The 22,646-nt window shown below is 58.8% G+C and carries 18 protein-coding genes and 1 tRNA gene; 15 read left to right on the top strand and 4 right to left on the bottom strand.

The features are described 5' to 3' along the window. Positions 1-83 precede the first annotated feature (83 nt). The 7 genes from apaG to AACY31_RS22990 all read left to right on the top strand — a co-directional run bounded on the left by apaG (position 84) and on the right by AACY31_RS22990 (position 8,149). Positions 84-464 (top strand): Co2+/Mg2+ efflux protein ApaG, encoded by a 381-nt coding sequence (gene apaG, locus AACY31_RS23020; RefSeq protein WP_339477165.1) that lies wholly within the window; start codon positions 84-86, stop codon positions 462-464. Then, complete coding sequence (locus AACY31_RS23015; protein ID WP_339477168.1) at positions 464-1,327, top strand: symmetrical bis(5'-nucleosyl)-tetraphosphatase; 864 nt, start codon at positions 464-466, stop codon at positions 1,325-1,327. The genes apaG and AACY31_RS23015 overlap by 1 nt, the downstream gene beginning before the upstream one ends. Positions 1,328-1,361: 34 nt before the next feature. Next, a complete protein-coding gene (glpE, locus tag AACY31_RS23010; RefSeq protein WP_339477170.1) occupies positions 1,362-1,691 on the top strand; it encodes a thiosulfate sulfurtransferase GlpE in 330 nt (109 codons plus the stop codon). Positions 1,692-1,989: 298 nt separating this feature from the next. Then, positions 1,990-3,912, top strand: a complete 1,923-nt coding sequence (locus tag AACY31_RS23005) for a PrkA family serine protein kinase (protein WP_339477173.1) — start codon at positions 1,990-1,992, stop codon at positions 3,910-3,912. A gap of 113 nt (positions 3,913-4,025) precedes the next feature. Next, entirely contained in the window at positions 4,026-5,297 is a 1,272-nt protein-coding gene (locus AACY31_RS23000) for a YeaH/YhbH family protein (protein WP_339477175.1), read from the top strand. Next, positions 5,294-6,859, top strand: coding sequence for a SpoVR family protein (locus AACY31_RS22995; protein WP_339477177.1), 1,566 nt, complete (start codon positions 5,294-5,296; stop codon positions 6,857-6,859). The genes AACY31_RS23000 and AACY31_RS22995 overlap by 4 nt, the downstream gene beginning before the upstream one ends. Positions 6,860-6,922: 63 nt before the next feature. Next, entirely contained in the window at positions 6,923-8,149 is a 1,227-nt protein-coding gene (locus AACY31_RS22990; protein WP_339477180.1) for a multifunctional CCA addition/repair protein, read from the top strand. Positions 8,150-8,297: 148 nt separating this feature from the next. Here the strand turns inward: AACY31_RS22990 and folK are convergent, their stop codons facing one another. Further along, positions 8,298-8,816, bottom strand: a complete 519-nt coding sequence (gene folK / locus AACY31_RS22985) for a 2-amino-4-hydroxy-6-hydroxymethyldihydropteridine diphosphokinase (RefSeq protein WP_339477183.1) — start codon at positions 8,814-8,816, stop codon at positions 8,298-8,300. Continuing rightward, entirely contained in the window at positions 8,807-9,160 is a 354-nt protein-coding gene (gene folB, locus AACY31_RS22980; protein WP_058542852.1) for a dihydroneopterin aldolase, read from the bottom strand. Before folB ends, folK begins: the two co-directional genes overlap by 10 nt. A gap of 74 nt (positions 9,161-9,234) precedes the next feature. Here folB and plsY point away from each other — a divergent pair, with 74 nt between their 5' ends. Further along, positions 9,235-9,804 carry a glycerol-3-phosphate 1-O-acyltransferase PlsY gene (gene plsY, locus AACY31_RS22975; RefSeq protein WP_003206189.1) on the top strand — a complete coding sequence of 190 codons (570 nt, stop codon included), beginning with the start codon at positions 9,235-9,237 and terminating at the stop codon, positions 9,802-9,804. A gap of 8 nt (positions 9,805-9,812) precedes the next feature. On the opposite strand, the gene tsaD is transcribed toward plsY, so the two are convergent. Beyond that, complete coding sequence (gene tsaD / locus AACY31_RS22970) at positions 9,813-10,838, bottom strand: tRNA (adenosine(37)-N6)-threonylcarbamoyltransferase complex transferase subunit TsaD (protein WP_339477186.1); 1,026 nt, start codon at positions 10,836-10,838, stop codon at positions 9,813-9,815. Positions 10,839-11,037: 199 nt separating this feature from the next. Between tsaD and rpsU the strand changes: the two genes are divergently transcribed. The 7 genes from rpsU (at position 11,038) to AACY31_RS22930 (ending at position 21,998) form a co-directional block, all read left to right on the top strand. Next, on the top strand, positions 11,038-11,253 hold the full coding sequence (rpsU, locus tag AACY31_RS22965) for a 30S ribosomal protein S21 (RefSeq protein WP_002551877.1): 216 nt from the start codon (positions 11,038-11,040) through the stop codon (positions 11,251-11,253). Positions 11,254-11,732: 479 nt separating this feature from the next. Continuing rightward, positions 11,733-13,691, top strand: a complete 1,959-nt coding sequence (gene dnaG / locus AACY31_RS22960) for a DNA primase (protein ID WP_024616738.1) — start codon at positions 11,733-11,735, stop codon at positions 13,689-13,691. Positions 13,692-13,759: 68 nt separating this feature from the next. Then, entirely contained in the window at positions 13,760-15,607 is a 1,848-nt protein-coding gene (gene rpoD, locus AACY31_RS22955) for an RNA polymerase sigma factor RpoD (RefSeq protein ID WP_339477195.1), read from the top strand. A 127-nt stretch (positions 15,608-15,734) separates the two neighbouring features. Then, positions 15,735-19,478, top strand: coding sequence for a bifunctional diguanylate cyclase/phosphodiesterase (locus AACY31_RS22950; protein ID WP_339491539.1), 3,744 nt, complete (start codon positions 15,735-15,737; stop codon positions 19,476-19,478). 15 nt (positions 19,479-19,493) lie between these two features. After that, positions 19,494-19,570, top strand: a tRNA-Ile gene (locus tag AACY31_RS22945). A gap of 126 nt (positions 19,571-19,696) precedes the next feature. Further along, positions 19,697-20,752: a tyrosine-type recombinase/integrase gene (locus AACY31_RS22940; protein ID WP_003177678.1), complete on the top strand. Its 1,056-nt coding sequence runs from the start codon at positions 19,697-19,699 to the stop codon at positions 20,750-20,752. A 484-nt stretch (positions 20,753-21,236) separates the two neighbouring features. Further along, the gene (locus tag AACY31_RS22930; protein WP_339505124.1) at positions 21,237-21,998 is read left to right on the top strand and encodes a helix-turn-helix domain-containing protein; all 762 of its coding nucleotides are present in this window, start codon (positions 21,237-21,239) and stop codon (positions 21,996-21,998) included. 181 nt (positions 21,999-22,179) lie between these two features. Here the strand turns inward: AACY31_RS22930 and AACY31_RS22925 are convergent, their stop codons facing one another. Next, the gene (locus tag AACY31_RS22925; protein ID WP_152632659.1) at positions 22,180-22,446 is read right to left on the bottom strand and encodes an antitoxin VbhA family protein; all 267 of its coding nucleotides are present in this window, start codon (positions 22,444-22,446) and stop codon (positions 22,180-22,182) included. Positions 22,447-22,646 lie beyond the last annotated feature (200 nt).

Raw genomic sequence — 22,646 nt, 5'->3', positions numbered from 1 at the left:
GTCTGGCCTACTACCCGATACTTGGCCTAGACTGATCTCCTGAGTCGCGCCCGCGTCCCGCTTCGCTTTTAAGGCCTTTTTGCATGTCCGATCCTCGTTACCAGGTCGACGTCAGCGTCACCACCCGTTTTCTGGCAGAACAATCGCAACCCGAGCATGACCGCTTCGCCTTCGCCTACAGCATTACTGTACGCAATAGCGGCTCCCTGCCGGCCAGGCTCCTGTCGCGGCACTGGATCATCACCGACGGCGATGGCCATGTCGAAGAAGTGCGTGGCGAAGGTGTCGTCGGCCAGCAGCCGTTGATCGACGCTGGCAAAAGCCACAGCTACAGCAGCGGAACAGTAATGACGACCAAGGTCGGCACCATGCAGGGCACCTACCAGATGCTGGCCGAGGACGGCAAACGCTTCGACGCCGTCATCAAGCCCTTCCGCCTGGCCGTGCCCGGAGCCCTGCACTAATGGCCACGTATGCGGTCGGCGACCTGCAAGGCTGCCTCGACCCGCTCAAGTGCCTGCTGGAGCGCGTCGCCTTCGATCCTCAAAAAGACACGCTGTGGCTGGTGGGCGACCTGGTCAACCGTGGCCCGCAGTCCCTCGAGACGTTGCGCTTTCTCTACAGTATTCGTCAGTCGCTGGTGTGCGTGCTCGGCAACCACGACCTACACCTTTTGGCCGCCTGGCAGAACATCGAGCGCCTGAAAAAATCCGACACGTTGAGCGAAATCCTCGACGCCCCCGATTGCGTTGAATTGCTCGAGTGGTTGCGCCAGCAGAAGCTCATGCACTACGACGAACAGCGCAACCTTGCGCTGGTCCATGCTGGCCTCCCGCCCCAGTGGTCCTTGCGCAAGGCGCTCAAGTGCGCTGGAGAAGTCGAACAGGCATTGCGCGACGACAATCTATTCGCCCCTTACCTGGACGGCATGTACGGCAACGAGCCGGTCAAATGGGACAACGACCTTACCGGCAGCGCCCGTCTTCGCGTCATTACCAATTATTTCACGCGCATGCGCTTCTGCACCCGCGACGGCAAGCTCGACCTCAAGGGCAAGGAAGGCATCGAGACGGCGCCGCCCGGCTACGCCCCCTGGTTCAAGCACAGCGAGCGCAAGACCCGTAACTTGAAGATCATTTTCGGGCACTGGGCGGCACTGGGCGGCCAATCCGACGAGCCCGGCGTCTTCGCCCTCGATACCGGCTGCGTGTGGGGCAGCGCCATGACGCTGATGAACGTCGACACTGACGAGCAACTGCGTTGCGATTGCGACGAACAGGGCCACGCTAAAATCCATCACCCGACCATTGCACCATTGCCGGCCTGACCGGCGTTGCGCTTCAGCGCTACAGGAGCCCCTCATGACCGAATTCAAACGCATCCCCCCGGAACAGGCCCAGGCCCTGCGCGACCAAGGCGCGGTCATCGTCGACGTCCGCGACCCTGCCACTTTTGCGGCTTTGCATATCCGTGGTTCCAGGCACCTGGATAACCATTCCATCGCCGACTTCATCCGTGCCGCCGACCTCGATGCGCCTACGGTCGTGGTCTGCTATCACGGCAACTCCAGCCAGAGCGCAGCCGCTTATCTGGTCAGCCAAGGCTTCAGCGATGTCTACAGCATGGACGGTGGTTTTGAGTTGTGGCGTGCGACTTATCCTTTAGAAACAGCGCAAGATCATCACGAATAATTTTTTATGCCGGCCAAGCCCGCGTGAACCGCGGGCTTGATGATGGCAGACGAACGGTCAGCCATAACTAATTACGTATTCCACCTTTACCTCCCCGATTCCGAACTATCCTTAGCCTCAGGCCATCCAAAACAGGGGAGAGCCGGTACACCGGCGCGCGGGTCATCGGGAGTCAGCTTTCAAGAGCCTGCATTCTTGGAAGCATTCTGGGGGGTAAACGGCAACTGGGTTCCCAGCGGCTGTCCAGCATCGACTGATTGATCCGACACCGGCTCCACGTATCGAGCGAGGTGACGTCATGAGCATTTTTAGCCACTTCCAGCAACGTTTCGAGTCAACGCGGCAGGAGGAATACACGCTGCAGGAGTACCTCGAACTCTGCAAGCAGGACCGCAGTGCCTATGCATCGGCTGCGGAGCGTCTGTTGCTGGCAATCGGAGAACCGGAGCTGCTGGATACCTCGGCCAACTCGAGGCTCTCGCGAATCTTCTCCAACAAGGTGATTCGCCGCTATCCGGCCTTTGCAGACTTCCACGGGATGGAGGAATGCATCGAACAGATCGTGTCCTATTTCCGCCATGCCGCCCAAGGCTTGGAAGAGAAGAAACAAATCCTTTATCTACTCGGCCCCGTGGGTGGTGGTAAATCGTCCCTGGCCGAGAAGCTCAAGCAACTGATCGAAAAAGTGCCCTTCTACGCCATCAAGGGCTCGCCAGTGTTCGAATCGCCCCTGGGGCTGTTCAACGCCACCGAAGACGGCGCGATCCTCGAGGAAGACTTCGGCATTCCGCGCCGCTACCTCAGTACCATCATGTCGCCATGGGCGACCAAGCGCCTGGCCGAGTTTGGCGGTGACATCAGCCAGTTCAAAGTGGTCAAGCTCTACCCATCGATCCTCAACCAGATCGCGGTGGCCAAGACCGAACCCGGTGACGAAAACAACCAGGATATTTCCGCCCTGGTGGGTAAGGTCGATATCCGCAAACTGGAAGAATTCCCACAGAACGACGCCGACGCCTACAGCTATTCGGGTGCGCTGTGCCGGGCCAACCAGGGGCTGATGGAATTCGTCGAAATGTTCAAGGCGCCTATCAAGGTGCTCCACCCGCTGCTGACCGCCACCCAGGAAGGCAACTACAACAGCACCGAGGGCCTGGGGGCCATTCCATTCACCGGTATCCTGCTGGCCCACTCCAACGAGTCGGAATGGCATACCTTCCGCAACAACAAGAACAACGAGGCCTTCATCGACCGGATCTACATCGTCAAGGTGCCGTACTGCCTGCGAGTGAGCGATGAGGTGAAGATCTACGACAAACTGTTGTTCAACAGTTCGCTTTCCAAGGCTCATTGCGCGCCCGACACCCTGAAGATGCTTGCCCAGTTCACAGTGCTGTCGCGCCTCAAGGAGCCGGAAAACTCCAACATCTATTCGAAGATGCGCGTGTACGACGGTGAAAACCTCAAGGACACCGATCCGAAGGCCAAGTCGATCCAGGAATACCGCGACAACGCGGGGGTCGATGAAGGGATGAATGGGCTGTCCACACGTTTCGCGTTCAAGATCCTGTCCAAGGTCTTCAACTTCGACCCTCACGAGATCGCGGCCAACCCGGTTCACCTGTTGTACGTGCTGGAACAGCAGATCGAGCAGGAGCAATTCCAGGCCGAGACCCGCGAGCGCTACCTGCGCTTCCTCAAGGAATACCTGGCCCCGCGCTACATCGAGTTCATCGGCAAGGAAATCCAGACGGCGTACCTGGAGTCCTACAGCGAGTACGGCCAGAACATCTTCGACCGCTACGTGCTGTACGCAGACTTCTGGATCCAGGACCAGGAGTACCGCGACCCGGAAACCGGCGAAATACTCAATCGCGTGGCCCTCAACGAGGAACTGGAAAAAATCGAGAAACCGGCGGGCATCAGCAATCCGAAGGACTTCCGCAACGAGATCGTCAACTTCGTACTGCGCGCCCGGGCCAACAACAATGGCAAGAACCCAACCTGGCTCAGCTATGAAAAGCTGCGGGTGGTCATCGAGAAGAAAATGTTCTCCAACACCGAAGACCTGCTGCCAGTCATCAGTTTCAACGCCAAGGCCAGCAAGGAGGACCAGCAAAAACACAACGATTTCGTCACACGCATGGTCGAACGTGGCTACACCGACAAACAGGTACGACTGCTCTCCGAGTGGTATCTGCGGGTCCGGAAATCGCAGTAAGCAGCGGCAAGCTTCTAGCTACAGCCTGTAAGGGAACGGCGTTGAGCCCATGGCTCGACGCCACGCCCCTTGCAGCTTGAGGCTTACGACTTGAAGCTCCCCCGGAGGGGCCTATGAGCTATGTGATCGACCGACGCCTTAATGGCAAGAACAAGAGCACGGTGAACCGTCAGCGGTTTCTGCGGCGTTACCGTGACCACATCAAGAAGGCCGTCGAAGAGGCGGTCAGCCGGCGCTCCATTACCGACATGGAACACGGCGAACAGATCAGTATCCCCGGCCGCGACATCGACGAGCCGGTGCTTCACCATGGTCGCGGCGGCAAACAGACCGTCGTACACCCCGGCAACAAGGAATTCACCAGCGGCGAGCACATCCCCCGCCCTCAGGGTGGAGGCGCGGGCAAGGGGCCCGGCAAAGCCAGCAACTCCGGTGAGGGCATGGATGAGTTCGTGTTCCAGATCACCCAGGAAGAATTCCTGGAGTTCATGTTCGAGGACCTGGAGCTGCCGAACCTGGTCAAGCGCAACCTGACCGGTACCGACACCTTCAAGACCGTGCGTGCCGGCATCAGCAACGAAGGCAATCCGTCACGCATCAACATCATCCGTACCCTTCGCTCAGCCCATGCCCGGCGCATCGCGCTGTCGGGCAGCAGTCGGGCAAAACTGCGTGAAGCCAAGGAAGAGCTGGCCCGCCTAAAACGCGAAGAACCCGACAACTTCGGCGACATTCAGGACCTTGAAGCGGAAATCGAGAAACTCAGCGCCCGCATCCACCGCGTACCGTTCCTCGACACGTTCGACCTCAAGTACAACCTGCTGGTGAAACAGCCAAACCCTAGCTCCAAGGCGGTGATGTTCTGCCTGATGGACGTGTCCGGCTCCATGACCCAGGCCACCAAGGATATCGCCAAGCGCTTCTTCATCCTGTTGTACCTGTTCCTGAAACGGAACTACGACAAGATCGATGTAGTATTCATCCGCCATCACACCAGCGCCAAGGAAGTGGACGAAGAGGAATTTTTCTACTCCAGGGAAACCGGCGGCACCATCGTCTCCAGCGCCCTGAAGCTGATGCAGGAGATCATGGCCGAACGTTACCCCGCCAACGAATGGAACATCTATGCGGCCCAGGCGTCGGACGGTGACAACTGGAACGACGATTCACCGATCTGCCGTGACATCCTGATCAACCAGATCATGCCGTTCGTCCAGTACTACACCTACGTGGAAATTACTCCACGCGAACATCAGGCCTTATGGTACGAATACGAACGGATTGCCGAAGCTTTTTCCGACACATTTGCCCAACAGCAATTGGTCTCGGCCGGGGATATCTACCCGGTCTTCCGTGAACTCTTCCAGCGCAGGTTAGTGACATGACCGCCAAAAAAGAGCAGAAACGCCAGCCCATTTCCACCGGCTCCGAATGGACGTTCGAGCTGATCAAGGCCTACGACCGCGAAATCAGCCGTATCGCGGACCGGTATGCCCTCGACACCTACCCGAACCAAATCGAGGTGATCACCGCCGAGCAGATGATGGACGCCTACGCGTCCGTCGGCATGCCGCTGGGCTATCACCACTGGTCCTACGGCAAGCACTTCCTCAGCACCGAGAAATCCTACAGTCGCGGCCAGATGGGGCTGGCCTATGAGATCGTGATCAACTCCGATCCGTGCATCGCCTACCTGATGGAAGAAAACACCATCTGCATGCAGGCCCTGGTGGTGGCGCATGCCTGCTACGGACACAACAGTTTCTTCAAGGGCAACTACCTGTTCCGCACCTGGACCGATGCCAGCTCAATCATCGATTATCTGGTGTTCGCCAAGCAGTACATCATGCAATGCGAGGAACGCCATGGCATCGACGCGGTAGAGGACCTGCTGGACTCCTGCCACGCCCTGATGAACTACGGCGTGGACCGCTACAAACGGCCGTATCCGATTTCCGCCGAAGAAGAACGCCGGCGCCAAAAGGACCGTGAAGAGCACCTGCAAAAACAGATCAACGATCTGTGGCGCACCATTCCCAAGGGTGCAGACAAGTACAACGAAAAAGACAATGCCCGCTTCCCTGCCGAACCCCAGGAGAACATTCTCTATTTCATTGAAAAACATGCGCCGTTACTGGAGCCGTGGCAGCGGGAAATCGTGCGCATCGTGCGCAAGATCGCCCAGTATTTCTATCCACAACGCCAAACCCAGGTCATGAACGAGGGCTGGGCCACGTTCTGGCACTACACGCTGATGAACGACCTGTACGACGAAGGCCTGGTCACCGATGGCTTCATGATGGAGTTCCTGACGTCCCACACCAGCGTGGTATTCCAGCCCGGCTTCGACAGCCCGTACTACAGCGGCATCAACCCTTACGCACTGGGTTTCGCCATGTACCGCGACATCCGACGCATGTGTGAAAATCCCACCGAGGAAGATCGTCGCTGGTTCCCGGAAATTGCCGGCTCGGACTGGCTATCCACCATTAAATTCGCCATGAGCAGCTTCAAGGACGAAAGCTTCATCTTGCAGTACCTCTCCCCCAAGGTGATCCGCGACCTGAAACTGTTCAGCATCCTCGATGATGATCAGAAAGATGACCTGCTGGTACCGGCCATTCACGATGAGGGCGGTTACCGCATCATTCGCGAAACCCTGGCGGCGCAGTACAACCTGGGCAATCGCGAACCCAATGTGCAGATCTACAGCATCGACCGCCGCGGGGATCGCTCTCTGACCCTGCGTCACCAGGCGCACAACCGCAAACCACTCGGTGACTCCACAGATGAGGTACTCAAACACCTGCATCGCCTCTGGGGTTTCGACATCCACCTGGAAACCCTGCAGGGCGACCAAGTGATGAAAACCCATCATGTGCCCCCCAGGAGCGAACAAGCGGAAGGCGACTACGGTCGCCTGGATCTGGCCGTCATTCATCTCTGATCCCGTTTTCGCCTCCGGACGTCCGACGCAAAGGTTATCCTGTCGGACCAATGGAGGTTTTTTATGCAGATCTATAAAGTTGGCGGTGCCGTTCGCGATCGCCTGCTCGGCATTCCCGTCACCGACATTGATCGGGTTGTGGTGGGGGCCACCACCGAGGAAATGCTCGCCAAGGGCTTTCGCCCCGTGGGGGCCGACTTTCCGGTATTCCTCGAGCCGAAGACTGGCGAAGAATACGCCCTCGCCCGCACTGAGCGCAAAAGCGGCCGCGGCTATGGCGGCTTCGTGTTCCATGCCAGCCCTGAAGTGACCCTTGAAGAAGACCTGGTTCGTCGGGACTTGACGATCAACGCCATGGCCGAAGACGACCATGGCAACCTGACCGATCCGTACCATGGCCAGCGTGATCTGGAAGCCCGCGTGTTACGCCACGTTTCCCCCGCTTTCGCCGAAGATCCCCTTCGAGTCCTGCGGGTTGCCCGCTTCGCCGCGCGTTATGCGCCGCTGGGTTTCAAGGTGGCGGACGAAACCCTTGACCTGATGCGCCAACTCAGCGACTCCGGCGAACTGGAAGCGCTGACGGCCGAGCGCAGCTGGAAAGAAATTTCTCGCGCCCTCATGGAGAAGCAGCCACAGGTATTTGTCCAAGTCTTGCGCGACTGCACGGCCCTGAAAGTCCTGATGCCCGAGGTCGATGCGCTGTTTGGCGTGCCTCAACCTCAAGCCCATCACCCGGAAATCGATACCGGCGTCCATACCCTGAGCGTGCTGGAGCAGGCCGCCCTGCATGAGCAACCGCTGACGGTCCGCTGGGCCTGCCTGCTCCACGATCTGGGCAAAGGCCTGACCCCCCAGCACGAATGGCCGCGACACATCGCCCATGAGCACACGGGACTGAAGCTGATCAAAGCGGTCAACGAGCGCTTCAAGGCGCCACGCGACTGTCAGGAACTGGCGCTATTGGTTGGCCAGTACCACACCCATGGCCATCGCGCGCTTGAACTGAAGGCGTCTACTTTGCTTGAGCTGCTGCAGAGTTTCGATGTGTACCGTCGACCTCAGCGCTTCGAGGAGTTCATCGCAGCCTGTGAGATGGATGCGCGAGGGCGCAAAGGGCTTGAAGAACGGAGTTATCCACAGGCTGATTATCTGCGAGGCGCAGCGGCAGCAGCCCGCACGGTGGCGGTGCAGCCTTTGCTGGAGAAGGGCTTCAAGGGACCGGAACTGGGTGAGGCGATCAAGCGTGAGCGTCTCAGGGCGTTGAAGGCCTACAAGGAAGCGGCGAGCTGACGGGCGTTTTGGCTCAGCATTTCAGCTGGATGTAACGCCGCTATCGCGAGCCAGCTCGCTCCCACATCAGAATTTCAGCGAACACATATCTGGTGTTCAACCGAGATCCACTGTGAGAGCGAGCTGGCTCACGATCGCGGCAGCCGCCTCACAACAGATTCGACGGCGTAAGCGGCTGGCCGCGCCATTCGAAAGCCACCGGCGCCAGCACCTGGTCAATCTGCGATTCTTTCCACAACGTGGCAAAACTTTTGCCCACCCCCGGATGAATTCGATCCGGTGCGATCAGCGACAAAGGCCACAGGACGAAGGCGTTCTTGAGGATTTCCGCGCGCGGTAGGATCAACCCATCGAAGTTGCCGACCAGTTCGCCGTACAACAACACGTCGATATCCAGCGGCAGTCCCTTACGGTCCGGCGCATAGCGACCGTTGTCCGCCTCGATGAACTTGAGCCGACGATCCAGCTCCATCAGCGGCAGATCCGTGAAGGCCGAGACGACAAAATTGAAGAATGGCCCACTCTTGATACCCACCGGCTGGCTCTCGAACACGGCCGAACAGCGCATGTCCACCAGGAAACCGGCCAAGGCTTCAAGACCAGCGCACAGATGGGTTTCGCGCTCGATATTGCTGCCGAGCCCGAGAAAAACCTGAGTCAGCGACATCCGCGCTCGATCTCCACACCAACGCCGCTGGCCGCCGGTACGGCGCCAGGCTTGGTTAATTTCAGACGCAGCCAGGTGATCTTGAACTCGTCCATGAGCGCCTGGGCCAGTCGCTCGGCAAAGGTCTCCACCAATTGGAACTGCGCCTGTTCGGCAAATGCCTGGATACGCGACGATACGCTGGCGTAGTCGAGCGCCAGCGTCAGGTCGTCACCCGCCGCGGCTGGGCGGTTGTCCCAGGCGAAGCTCAGGTCGAGCCGCAGGCACTGTCGGATGCCTCGCTCCCAGTCGTAGGCCCCGATTACCGTATCGACTTCCAGGCCCTCGATAAACACTCTGTCCAAGCACTCTTCTCCGCAGCACGACAAGGGCGCAATGCGCCGTTAGAATCAGGGCGTCCTCGCCCGGAATAGTTAGCATGTTTTGGTTACTGGCGATTCTCGCCTACCTGCTCGGCTCGCTGTCCTTCGCCATTTTGCTCAGCCGCCTGACCGGTCGCCCGGATCCGCGAATGAGTGGTTCAGGCAATGCCGGCGCCACCAACATGCTGCGCCTGGCCGGACGCAAACTCGCCATCCTGACCCTGCTGGGCGACCTCTGCAAAGGCCTTGTCCCGGTATTGATCGCCAGCCTCGCAGGGCTCTCGTTGCAGCAACAGGCCTGGATCGGCGTCTGCGCCGTCATCGGCCATCTATTCCCGCTGTACTTTCGCTTTCGTGGCGGCAAAGGTGTCGCCACCGCCGCCGGCATGCTGCTGGGCCTCTACCCGCCCGCCGCCCTGCTGGCTGTCTGTGCCTGGCTGCTGACGTTCTACCTGACCCGCACAAGCTCCCTGGCCGCGCTGATCGCCACACCGCTGACCCTGCCGCTGCTGGCCTGGCAGGAACCTGCGGCCTTGCTGCCAATGACCGCACTGGTTGCGCTGATCGTCTGGCGTCACCGAGGCAATCTACGCGACCTGTTCGCCGGGCGCGAACGGCATTTTTAAATGACGCCTCACAGGGGCGCCAACTGCTCCATCGGCCAGCGCGCCTGGACGCTGATCGCCAGGCTTTCGTGCTGGCCGGCCTGCAAACGCTGGCAACCGGCAAAGGCAATCATCGCGCCGTTATCTGTACAGAACTCCGGCCGTGCGTAGTAAACGTCGCCCTTCATGTCGCCGAGCATCTTCTCCAGCGATGTCCGCAAGGCCTTGTTCGCGCTCACGCCGCCAGCGATCACCAGACGCTTAAGCCCGGCCTGTTTGAGGGCACGCTTGCACTTGATGGTCAAAGTCTCCACCACAGCCTGCTGGAACGCCAGCGAGATGTCGCAACGGGTTTGCTCACTGTCGTCCCCGGCGCTGACGCACTGCTGCCAGGTGTTCAGGGCGAAGGTCTTCAACCCGCTGAAACTGAAATCCAGGCCGGGACGGTCGCACATCGGCCGCGGGAACACGAAACGCCCATCGACCCCTTGCATCGCAAGTCGGGAGATTTCCGGCCCACCGGGATAATTGAGGCCCATCATTTTTGCAGTTTTGTCGAACGCTTCGCCGGCAGCATCGTCGAGCGTCTCGCCGAGCAACGCGTATTGGCCGATGCCATCGACCCGAATGAGCTGCGTATGGCCGCCCGAGACCAACAAAGCGACGAACGGAAACTGCGGCGGTTGCGACTCCAGCATCGGCGCCAGCAGGTGGCCTTCCATGTGATGCACGCCCAGGGCTGGAATCCCCCAGGCAAAGGCCAGCGCCTGGGCACAAGAGGCGCCCACCAGCAACGCGCCCACCAGGCCCGGGCCGGCGGTATAGGCGATGCCGTCGATCTCGGTCGGCACGCAGCCAGCTTCGGCCAGAACCTGGCGGATCAAGGGCAGCATGCGCTTGACGTGATCGCGGGAGGCAAGCTCGGGCACCACCCCGCCATAGGCGCGGTGCAGGTCGATCTGGCTGAACAGCGCATCGGCCAGCAAGCCGCGTTCACTGTCGTAAAGTGCGACACCAGTTTCATCGCAGGAAGTTTCTAATCCCAGTACTAGCATGGGTTTGCGCCTTGTAGAGGCTGAATTCGAAGGCGCGCATAATAGTCGCCGCGTTGTGCCCCGACCAGCGGTTTTCGATCAGAGGCTTTGCATTCCGAGCGTTGAGGGGTTAACATCCGCAACCCTTAAAAACCGACGTCTTCAAGTGCTCTTTTGCCGCGAGGATGTTGACCCCGGTAATGAATGAAGGTAGCTCTGGATGCCAGCCGTCAAAGTAAAAGAGAACGAACCCTTCGACGTAGCTCTGCGTCGTTTCAAGCGCTCCTGCGAAAAAGCCGGTGTTCTGGCTGAAGTTCGTAGCCGCGAATTCTACGAGAAGCCGACTTCTGAGCGTAAACGCAAGGCAGCAGCCGCTGTTAAGCGTCACGCCAAGAAAGTTCAGCGCGAACAGCGCCGCGCCGTACGCCTGTACTAATACACAGACGTCCGTAGCAAGCTTCTGCCAAGCCCGGCCTTCAAGCCGGGCTAATGGCATTTGCGGAATAACGCTTGATGCTTCACTGTCAAAGCCGCAGACGCGACCAAGACAACCCGCTTCACCGCGTCAGACCTGGCTCTTTTGCCAGCGGTGCACGTCTTTCCTGACGAGCCTTCCAAGGCTACCGACGAGCACACCCTGATTCCTCTAACGACGATCAGCCCAAGGCACCTGCCTGCGTGTCCGCTTCATGAGCTATCCGAGGCCTGAACGGCCGTTACCGGAGCCCGCACAACACATTCAAACAGTCGAATACTGATAGTTATTAACGTCAGTGGATTTTCGGCAGATACACTTCCCGACAGCGATAATGCAGACGACCCGGTCGAGCCACCGATTTAGCGTGCCTCAAACCCAGACCCGGTTACGCCTGCCGATTTCGGGTCCATATTTCGCGCAGTGATGATGAGAACGCCATGGCCGGGCTGATTCCCCAGAGCTTTATTGACGACCTCCTGAACCGCACCGACATCGTCGACGTGGTCAGCTCTCGCCTGCAAATGAAGAAAGCGGGCAAGAACTACACGGCCTGCTGCCCGTTCCATAAAGAGAAAACGCCTTCTTTCAGCGTCAGCCCCGACAAGCAGTTCTACTATTGCTTCGGCTGCGGCGCTGGCGGCAATGCTCTCGGCTTCATCATGGACCACGACAACCTGGACTTCCCCCAGGCCGTCGAAGAATTGGCCAAAGCCGCCGGCATGGAAATACCCCGCGAGGAAAGCGGTCGGCAGCACAAGCCACGCCAACCGACCGATTCTCCGCTCTACCCACTGTTGACGGCGGCAGCGGATTTCTATCGCCAGGCCCTCAAAAGCCATCCGGCACGCAAGGCTGCGGTGGATTATCTCAAGGGCCGCGGCCTGACCGGCGAAATCGCCCGAGACTTCGGCCTCGGCTTTGCCCCGCCCGGCTGGGATAACCTGTACAAGCACCTAAGCAGCGATACGCTGCAACAGCGCGCCATGATCGACGCCGGCCTGCTGATTGAAAATGCCGAAACCGGCAAGCGCTACGACCGCTTCCGTGACAGAGTCATGTTTCCGATCCGCGACACACGCGGGCGGATCATCGCCTTTGGTGGCCGGGTGCTGGGCGACGACAAGCCGAAATACCTGAACTCCCCGGAAACCCCGGTGTTCCATAAGGGCCAGGAACTCTACGGTCTGTACGAAGCACGCAAGAACAACCGCAACCTCGACGAAATCATCGTCGTCGAAGGTTACATGGACGTTATTGCCCTGGCCCAGCAAGGCCTGCGCAACGCCGTGGCGACCCTGGGCACGGCCACCAGCGAAGAGCACATGAAGCGCCTGTTTCGCGTGGTGCCCAACGTGCTGTTCTGCTTCGACGGCGACCAGGCCGGCCGCAACGCCGCCTGGCGGGCACTGGAGGCCACCTTGCCATGCCTGCAGGACGGACGCCGGGCACGCTTTCTGTTTCTGCCCGAGGGCGAGGACCCGGATACCCTGGTGCGCTCCGAAGGTACCGACGCATTCCGTGCGCGGATCAATCAGCACGCACAACCGCTGGCCGACTATTTTTTCCAGCAGTTGACCGAAGAAGCCGATCCACGCTCCCTCGAAGGCAAGGCCCACATGGCCACCCTCGCGGCACCGCTGATCGACAAGGTGCCCGGCGCCAACCTGCGCACACTCATGCGCCAGCGCCTGACCGAGATCACCGGCCTGAACAGCGAAGCGGTCAATCAACTGGTGCACAGCGCCCCCCAGGAGGCGCCACCCGCTTATGACCCGGGCATCGATTACGACGCGATGCCGGATTTCGCCGACTATCATCAACCCCAGCAGGATTACGCCCCCCAGCAGGAATGGACACCGAAAAAACCCGGCAGCGGCGGCAAGAAATGGGACAAGAAACCCTGGGACAAGAACGGCAAGCGCGGTGATCGCGACCAACCACGTGCCCCGCGCGTCCCGGCCGCCGTCGAACCACCAACACTAGCCGCCTTGCGCACCTTGCTGCATCACCCACAACTGGCGGAAAAAGTAGAGGACGCCGGGCACTTCGCCGCCGAGGACCACAGCAATACGCAATTGCTGGTTGCACTCCTTGAAGCCGTGCAGAAGAACCCCAAGCTAAACTCTTTCCAGTTGATTGCACGGTGGCACGGTACCGAACAGGGGCGCCTGTTGAAGGCCCTGGCCGAGAAAGAATGGCTGATTGAGGGAGACAACCTTGAACAACAGTTTTTCGACACCATTACTAGCTTGTCCGCCCGCCAACGCGAGCGAAACCTGGAACAACTTCTGCGAAAAGCTCGCCAGAGCGAGCTAACCAGCGAAGAGAAAAACCAATTGCGCGACTTACTCAGCCGCAATGTTTGCGCATCAAACCCGACCTCAACTGGCGCGTGAGGTCACAGCTCAGGTATAATCCTCGGCTTGTTTTTTTGCCCGCCAAGACCTTCAGTGGATAGGGTGTTATGTCCGGAAAAGCGCAACAGCAGTCTCGTATCAAAGAGTTGATCCTATTGGGTCGTGAGCAGGGCTACCTGACTTACGCGGAGGTCAACGACCACCTGCCGGAGGATATTTCAGATCCGGAACAGGTGGAAGACATCATCCGCATGATCAACGACATGGGGATCAACGTATTCGAGGTTGCTCCAGATAAGGATGCCCTTATGCTGGCCGACGCCGATACCGACGAGGCGGCCGCTGAAGAAGCGGCCGCAGCGTTGGCAGCGGTCGAGACCGACATTGGTCGCACCACCGACCCCGTGCGCATGTACATGCGTGAAATGGGTACGGTAGAGCTCCTCACGCGTGAAGGCGAAATCGAAATCGCCAAGCGTATTGAAGAAGGCATCCGTGAAGTGATGGGCGCAATCGCGCACTTCCCTGGCACGGTTGACCATATTCTCTCCGAGTACACCCGCGTCACCACCGAAGGTGGTCGCCTGTCCGACGTCTTGAGCGGCTACATCGATCCGGACGACGGCATTGCGCCGCCTGCCGCCGAAGTGCCGCCGCCGGTCGACGCGAAAGCCGTCAAGGCCGACGACGAGACCGATGACGACGACGCAGAAGCGAGCGACGACGAGGAAGAAGCCGAAAGCGGTCCCGATCCAGTCATCGCAGCACAGCGTTTCGGCGCTGTGGCCGACCAGATGGAAATCACCCGCAAGGCGCTGAAAAAGCACGGCCGCAACAACAAGCAGGCGATTGCCGAGCTGTTGGCACTGGCCGAGCTGTTCATGCCGATCAAGCTGGTACCGAAGCAATTCGAAGGCCTGGTCGAGCGTGTTCGCAGTGCCCTGGATCGCTTGCGCCAGCAAGAGCGCGCGATCATGCAGCTTTGCGTGCGTGACGCCCGCATGCCGCGCACCGATTTCCTGCGCCAGTTCCCTAGCAACGAAGTCGACGAAAGCTGGAGCGATGCACTGGCCAAGGGCAAGAGCAAATACGCTGAAGCCATTGCCCGCCTGCAACCGGACATCATTCGTTGCCAGCAGAAGCTCAGTGCGCTGGAGGCCGAGACTGGCCTGAGCATCGCAGAGATCAAGGACATCAACCGTCGCATGTCGATCGGCGAGGCCAAGGCCCGTCGCGCGAAGAAAGAGATGGTCGAAGCGAACTTGCGTCTGGTGATCTCCATCGCCAAGAAGTACACCAACCGCGGTCTGCAATTCCTCGACCTGATCCAGGAAGGCAACATCGGCCTGATGAAGGCGGTGGACAAGTTCGAATATCGTCGCGGCTACAAGTTCTCGACTTATGCCACCTGGTGGATCCGTCAGGCGATCACTCGCTCGATCGCCGACCAGGCCCGCACCATCCGTATCCCGGTGCACATGATAGAGACGATCAACAAGCTCAACCGTATTTCCCGGCAGATGTTGCAGGAAATGGGTCGCGAACCGACGCCGGAAGAGCTGGGCGAACGCATGGAGATGCCTGAGGACAAGATCCGCAAGGTATTGAAGATCGCCAAAGAGCCGATCTCCATGGAAACCCCGATCGGTGATGACGAAGACTCCCACCTGGGTGACTTCATCGAAGACTCCACCATGCAGTCTCCGATCGATGTCGCCACTGTCGAGAGTCTCAAGGAAGCAACTCGCGAAGTACTCTCCGGCCTCACTGCTCGTGAAGCCAAGGTACTGCGCATGCGCTTCGGCATCGACATGAATACCGACCACACCCTTGAGGAAGTCGGTAAGCAGTTCGATGTAACCCGTGAGCGGATTCGTCAGATCGAAGCCAAGGCGTTGCGCAAACTGCGCCACCCGACGCGAAGCGAGCATCTGCGCTCCTTCCTCGACGAGTGACCTTCAAAACCCCCGGCCCTGCCGGGGGTTTTGCTATGCCCAGATAAAATCCCTTTCGTTACGCTCCCCTGCACCCTGTTGCCCGTCTACACTCGAATCATCCTCACCAAGCCATGACGAGACAGTGATGCCCAGACTGACGGCCGCGCTTTTGCTGTCATTAATAACCTGGACCGCAACAGCTGGCGCGTTGACGCTCACCGACGAGGAGCGCCGCTGGCTCAAGGACCACCCCGACCTGCACCTGGGTGTCGATGCCTCATGGCCGCCGTTTGAGTTTCGTGACGACCAGGGCCGCTATCAGGGCCTGGCTGCCGACTACGTCGACATCATTCGTGAACGGCTGGCCATCAAGCTCACCCCCATCGAGCCAGCCAGCTGGACCGCCGTGCTGGAGCAGGTCGCTCAGGGAAAAATCGATATTTTGCCGGGCATCATGTCCACGCCGGAGCGCCAGAATTACCTGGCGTTTAGCCGGCCTTACCTGGACTTCCCCATTGTCATCCTGGCCCACCGCGGTGGCGCCCAGCCGCACAACCTCAAGGAACTGTATGGGCTGAAAATCGCCGTGGTGAAGAACTATGCCCCCCATGAATTACTGCGCAACCACCACCCCGACCTGAACCTGGTGGCGCTGCCCAACGTCAGTTCAGCCCTGCAAGCCCTGGCCACCGACGAAGTAGACGCGGTAGTCGGCGATCTGGCTTCCAGTGTCTGGAGCCTGCGCCAACTCAAGCTCGAAGGCCTTTATGTCAGCGGGGAAACGCCGTACCGCTATCAGTTGGCAATGGCCGTCCCTCGAAACAATAAAATATTGGTCGGCATCCTGGACAAGGTCATGGCGGACATGAGCCCGGCCGAAGTTGCCGAGATCCAGCAGAAGTGGGTCGGCAATGTGCATGACTACCGCCAGCTCTGGTCAGATTTGCTGCTTTACGGCCTGCCTGCGTTGCTGCTCCTGGTCGGCATACTGGCGGTGGTGATTCGCATCAACCGCCGATTGAGCTCGGAAATCGCCCGGCGGGTCGAGCTGGAACAGGAGCTGCGAAGCAGCGAATACCATTACCGTGGGCTGGTGGAGAGCCTGTCAGCCATTGCCTGGGAGGCAAGGGTCAGCGACTTCACTTACAGCTACGTGTCACCCCACGCCGAAGACTTGCTGGGTTATCCCCTTTCCCATTGGCTGATACCGGGCTTCTGGCGCAACATCATTCATCCGGCCGACCTGATCCGTGCCCAGAACTACTGCGATCAAGAAGTGCTGGCGGGTCGCGACCACTGCGTCGATTATCGCGTGATCACCGCCGATGGCCGCTGCCTGTGGGTGCGCGACATTGTCAGCCTGATCGAACACGGGCACGAACCGCTGATGCGTGGGCTGATGATCGACATCAGCGAAGCCAAGCGCACCGAGGAAGCACTGCGCCTTTCGGAGCAGAAATTCGCCTCAGTATTCCGCCAGTGCCCGGACATCCTGGTGATGGCACGGTTATTTGACGGTTGCCTGCTGGAGGTCAACAAGGCCTTCGAAGAGCAGATCGGCCTGAGTGCCGCCGAGGTGGTGGGGCGCAGCGCAACCGAACTGAATATATGGGGCATCCCGGGCGTGGGTCCGGGCCTGTTGCAGCGCTTGCAGGCCGGCAGCATTCGCAACCTGGAAATGCCCTTCCGTCGTAGCAATGGCCAGATGTTCACCGGGCTGATCTCCGCCGAGCCCTTCGATCTCGACACGACGCCAGCCCTGGTCGTGGTGGTGCGGGACATCAGCCAGCTCAAAGAAACCCAGCAGCAATTGCAGACATCCGAAGAGAAGTTTGCCAAGGCGTTCCACGCCTCGCCCGATGGCCTGCTGTTGTCCCGGCAAAGCGACGGCCTGCTGATCGAAGTCAATGAAGGCTTCAGTCGCATTACCGGTTTCAACAGTGCCCTGTCGGTGGACCGCTCAACCCTGGACCTGGGCATCTGGGTCAACCTCAATGAGCGAACGCAGATGCTCGACCTGCTGAAGCGAGACGGCTTCGTGAAGGACTTCAGCTGCCATATCCGGCGCAACGACGGGCAGATCCGACTCTGTGAAGTCTCCAGTCGCCCGCTGCCCATCGGCAACGATGACTGCATGCTGACCATCGCCCGGGACATCACCGAACGCCATCTGATGCAGGAGAAACTGCAACAAGCCGCCACCGTGTTCGAAAGCACTGCCGAAGGCGTGCTGATCACCGATACGCAACAGCACATCAGCGCAGTGAACCGAGCCTTCACCGAAATCACTGGCTACAGCGAAACCGAAGCCTTGGGCCATACACCTCGCTTATTGGCTTCCGGCCTGCACGACAGCGCGTTTTACGCCGCGATGTGGCACCAGCTGACGGCCGAAGGGCACTGGCAAGGAGAGATCTCCAACCGACGCAAGAACGGCGAGCTGTACCCCAGTTGGCTGACCATCAGCGCGGTGCGCAATCGGGACCGACAGATCACCCATTTCGTCGCAGTCTTCGCCGATATTTCCAGCCTCAAACACGCCCAGGCCCGGCTCGATTACCAGGCCCACCACGACCCGTTGACGGGCCTGCCGAATCGCACGCTGTTCGAAAGCCGTTTGCTGGCGGCTCTCAATGGCCAGCAGGAAAACGGTAGCCAGGGTGCCGTGCTGTTCCTGGACCTGGACCGTTTCAAGCACATCAATGACAGCCTCGGGCACCCGGTCGGCGACCTGTTGCTCAAGGGTATTGCCGTACGCTTGCGCGAGCAGTTGCGCGACATCGACACCGTGGCGCGCCTGGGCGGCGACGAGTTCATCATCCTGCTGCCGGGCCTGCAACAGCCCAGCGATGCCGAGCACATCGCCCAAAAGCTGTTGAACTGCTTTGGCGCGCCGTTCCAGGCCGGCGAGCACGAGTTCTTCATCAGTGCCAGCATCGGCACCAGCCTCTACCCGCAGGACGGCTGCGACGTCGCCACGCTGGTGAAGAATGCCGACGCGGCGATGTACCGTTCCAAGGCCAAGGGACGCAACCGGGTGGAAAGCTACACCCGCGACCTCACCGCCCAGGCCAGCGAGCGAGTGGCCCTGGAGCATGAGCTACGGCGGGCGATTGAACGCAACGAGTTATCATTGTCCTTCCAACCCAAAATCAGCCTCGTCGACAACCAACTGGTGGGGGCCGAAGCATTAATCCGCTGGACTCACCCCACGTTTGGCGACGTCCCGCCGGAACACTTCATCCCCCTGGCGGAAGAAAACGGCATGATCCTGCAAATCGGCGATTGGGTGCTGGAGCGCGCCTGCCGGCAGTTATGCGAATGGAATGACGCCTACGACAGCCTCGGCTCCCTTTCGGTCAATCTGGCCGGGGCCCAGCTGCGCCAACCCAATCTACTGGGACGTATCGAACAACTGCTGCGCGAGCACCAGCTCGAACCCGGCTTATTGCAACTGGAAATTACCGAAAACTTCATCATGAGCCAGGCCGAAGAGGCCTTGACGGTGCTGCACCAGCTGAAAGAACTCGGTGTGCAATTGGCCATCGACGATTTCGGCACGGGCTATTCCTCCCTGAGTTACCTCAAGCGCCTGCCACTGGACATCCTCAAGATCGACCAATCCTTCGTCCGCGGCCTGCCCGACGACCCCCACGACGCGGCCATCGTGCGGGCAATCATCGCCCTGGGCCGCAGCATGCAATTCACCGTCATCGCCGAGGGCGTCGAAACCCTGGCCCAGCAGCAATTCCTGACCGAAGAAGGTTGCGAACAGATCCAGGGTTACATCGTCAGCCTGCCCCTGTGCGCCGATGAGTTTGCCGCAACGTTTCTTCGCATGACCGTTTCGGATTTTTCGGATAGCACAGCCGAGAAACCGCCGTTATAATCCGCGACCTACTGAGGGCCTATAGCTCAGTTGGTTAGAGCAGAGGACTCATAATCCTTTGGTCCACGGTTCGAGTCCGTGTGGGCCCACCAACTCCAAAGCCGCGCATTGCGCGGCTTTCGCGTTTCTGGCGGAACCATCGCGGATACAGTCCTATGGTCTAAAGGTACAAATTAGGTACAGTGCGGCTTCGCTTGCACGCCTTTGGAGTCCTTCAGATGGCCACAATCGTCAAAACCCCTGCCGGCACCTGGAAGGCCGTCATCCGCAAAACCGGATGGCCGACCAACGCCAAAACCTTCCGCACTAAGCGCGACGCCGAGGACTGGTCACGACGCACCGAAGACGAAATGGTGCGCGGCGTGTACATCCAGCGCAGCGGATCCGAGCGACTTACGCTCGAAAAGGCGCTCCAGCGCTATCTCCGTGAAGTGAGCCCTACCAAGAAGCCGACTACACAGCGAGCAGAGGCCACCAAGGCGCAGCAGTTGATACAGCATCTGGGCAAGTATTCCCTCGCAGCGTTATCGTCCGAAGTGATCGCCAATTATCGCGACACCCGACTGGGCTCACTCACCAACCGCGGCAATCCCACGAGTAACAATACGGTGCGGCTGGAGCTGGCTTTGCTTAGCCATCTGTTCACGGTTGCGATTCAAGAGTGGGGGCTCGGATTAACCTTTAACCCAGTGCTCAATATTCGTAAGCCGAGCCCAGGCGAAGGTCGAAATAGACGCCTCATGGCTGATGAGGAAAAACGCCTATTGGCAGCAGTGAACAAGCACAGCAACCCCATGCTGGGGTGGATTGTCCAGATTGCCTTGGCAACGGGCATGCGCGCTTCTGAGATCGCGAGCCTACGTCGCTCACAGATTGATATCCAAAAACGGATAGTGCGGCTCTCAGACACGAAAAACGATAGCGCTCGTACCGTCCCTCTGAGCAAATTAGCTACCGAAGTATTTCGTACCGCCCTGGCGAATCCGGTACGTCCTATCGATTGTGATTTGGTCTTCTTCGGCGAACCAGGAAAGGACCAAAAGCGTCGCCCTTATGCGTTCACGAAAATCTGGGGCACGATCAAGAAAAAGGCTAACGTACCCGATTTCCGCTTCCATGATCTTCGACACGAGGCTGTCAGCAGGCTTGTCGAGGGAGGACTTTCTGATCAGGAGGTTTCCGCGATCAGCGGTCATAAATCGATGCAGATGCTCAAGCGCTATACGCATTTACGTGCCGAGGATCTGGTGCGTAAGCTCGATCAGTTTGGCTGAGTTCCCGACCTTAAAAGAGAATGTAGCAGCTATCCGGCTGCTGCCTTCTATTGTTTTCCTTCTGTTATATTGTGTTTTCTTTAGTTTTCCTGTGTTTTTTAGTTGTTACCAATTTGTTTTTCAACACAGCCACACTCCCGTTGGCGACAACTTCCCAGCAAACCCCTATATTTACTGTCACCAAACTTAATTGATAGCTTTCTCCGAACATTACAAATGATACGTAAGCCAACGTAACTACGGAGAAATATATGACTTCCGAACAATACCTTTTGGACCGGTTTGGTCCGTTGATGAGCATGGCTCAAGTCGCAAACTTGTTGGACCGTTCTGCAGACGGATTCAGAGTAGCGATGTACAGCGACTCAGAACTCTCCAGAAAGCTGAAGCCTGCGGTTGTTCGCGTTGGGCGTCGAGTCTACTTCCGCACTCTGCAAGTCAACCAGGCACTGTCTCTTGATACCCCAGCTCTTCAGGCCTGAACATGAGCTACAGGACTATAGACTGGGTTTATAACCAGCAGCTACCTGCGCAAGACAAGCTCATTCTCGTTTATATCGCTAAGTGCGAAAACGAACAGGAGCCCTGTTTTGCCAGCGTAAAACTGTTAGCTGCTAAATGCGGCGTTTCGGCCCGAACAGTACAAAGGATCTTGAAGAAGCTCTGTGAAGCCGGACTTGTCTCCTCTACTCCACGGTTTAGAACTGACGGCTCACAAACCAGTAACTTCTACACTATTAACGTTGAGCAGGATGTCACAGCTATGTCACCCCCCCATGACATTCAACTGACAGGGGGGGATGTCAGCCGGGTGTCACCGCCCGACGCCACGCAGATGTCACGCCTTGAACTACCAAATAAAACCAAATCAAAGCCACTACTACCTTCGGACACGTCACCCAGGCATCTGGTTTATCCACAAGGGTTGACGAAGCACTCCAAGGATTCAGTTGGCAGGATCCTGCAAGGAATCCCCACCGATGCCGCCCAGACGCTTCTGGATGAACTGGCCGGGGCTATGGCCGCAGGTTTCATCAAAAAGGGACCTGAATACTGGCTCTCTGGGGTAGCGATGAAATATCGGGCCGGGCAATTCAAACCGAACCTTGGTTTGGAGATAGCAAAAAACAGAAGACCTCAGGCGAGCCTTCCCTCACCAAACAAGCCGCCTGCAAGCGACGTGAAAGTGGACCGAGGAGTGGGGAACAGATTCCTCGCCCAGTTACGACCACAGCGAACGCCATGATGACGTTTTTTAAGAACTCTAGGCCTCTCCGCGCTCCGCTTGGGCAACCCCTTCGGTTGCACCCCGCGTCCTATCCTTGCCGGACTGGCGGCAGGGGCAGGTCCTGCGGCTTCGCCTGGTTCCTACCCCTGGCGCTAGGCTTGGACGCTTGCAGCTGTATCAAGGATAAAGGCTGCGCCCATCATCCTCGCCCGTTCGGTGCTCGCCCTGAAGGGCTCCGCTCCGCTGCGGCCTCCGGTGATGCCCTTGACACATCTTCCAGCTCAGACGGCGCTGTAGAGCGTACAAAATCACTCAAATCCAGATCGCCGTCTACAAAAGCCTGAGCGCGAGCTTCATCTTCGGTGCTTAGGCTGTAACCCGAAAGCTCGGTCGATGCTCGAGCATAATCGACCGCTTCCTGCCTTCGCTTCCGCTCTTCGTCGGTAATGGTATTGCGTAGCTTCATTTGATCACTCCGAAACACCGACAGATTAATAACAAGACAAATTCAGCGCGGACTCAGTGGGTCAAGGGCGGCACCACAAGCCGCAGCCCGCGAAGCGGGACCGGGTGAGGATGCCGGCGCAGCGAACCCTTGACGCGCTTTTCACGATGACCCTATTGGCTGGGTTGCGGGAGGCGTTATCCCCGCAGCCCTGCCACCCG

Source organism: Pseudomonas sp. RL_105y_Pfl2_101, assembly GCF_963970585.1.
GTDB lineage: Bacteria > Pseudomonadota > Gammaproteobacteria > Pseudomonadales > Pseudomonadaceae > Aquipseudomonas.
This window is presented reverse-complemented; position numbering and strand designations above follow the sequence as displayed.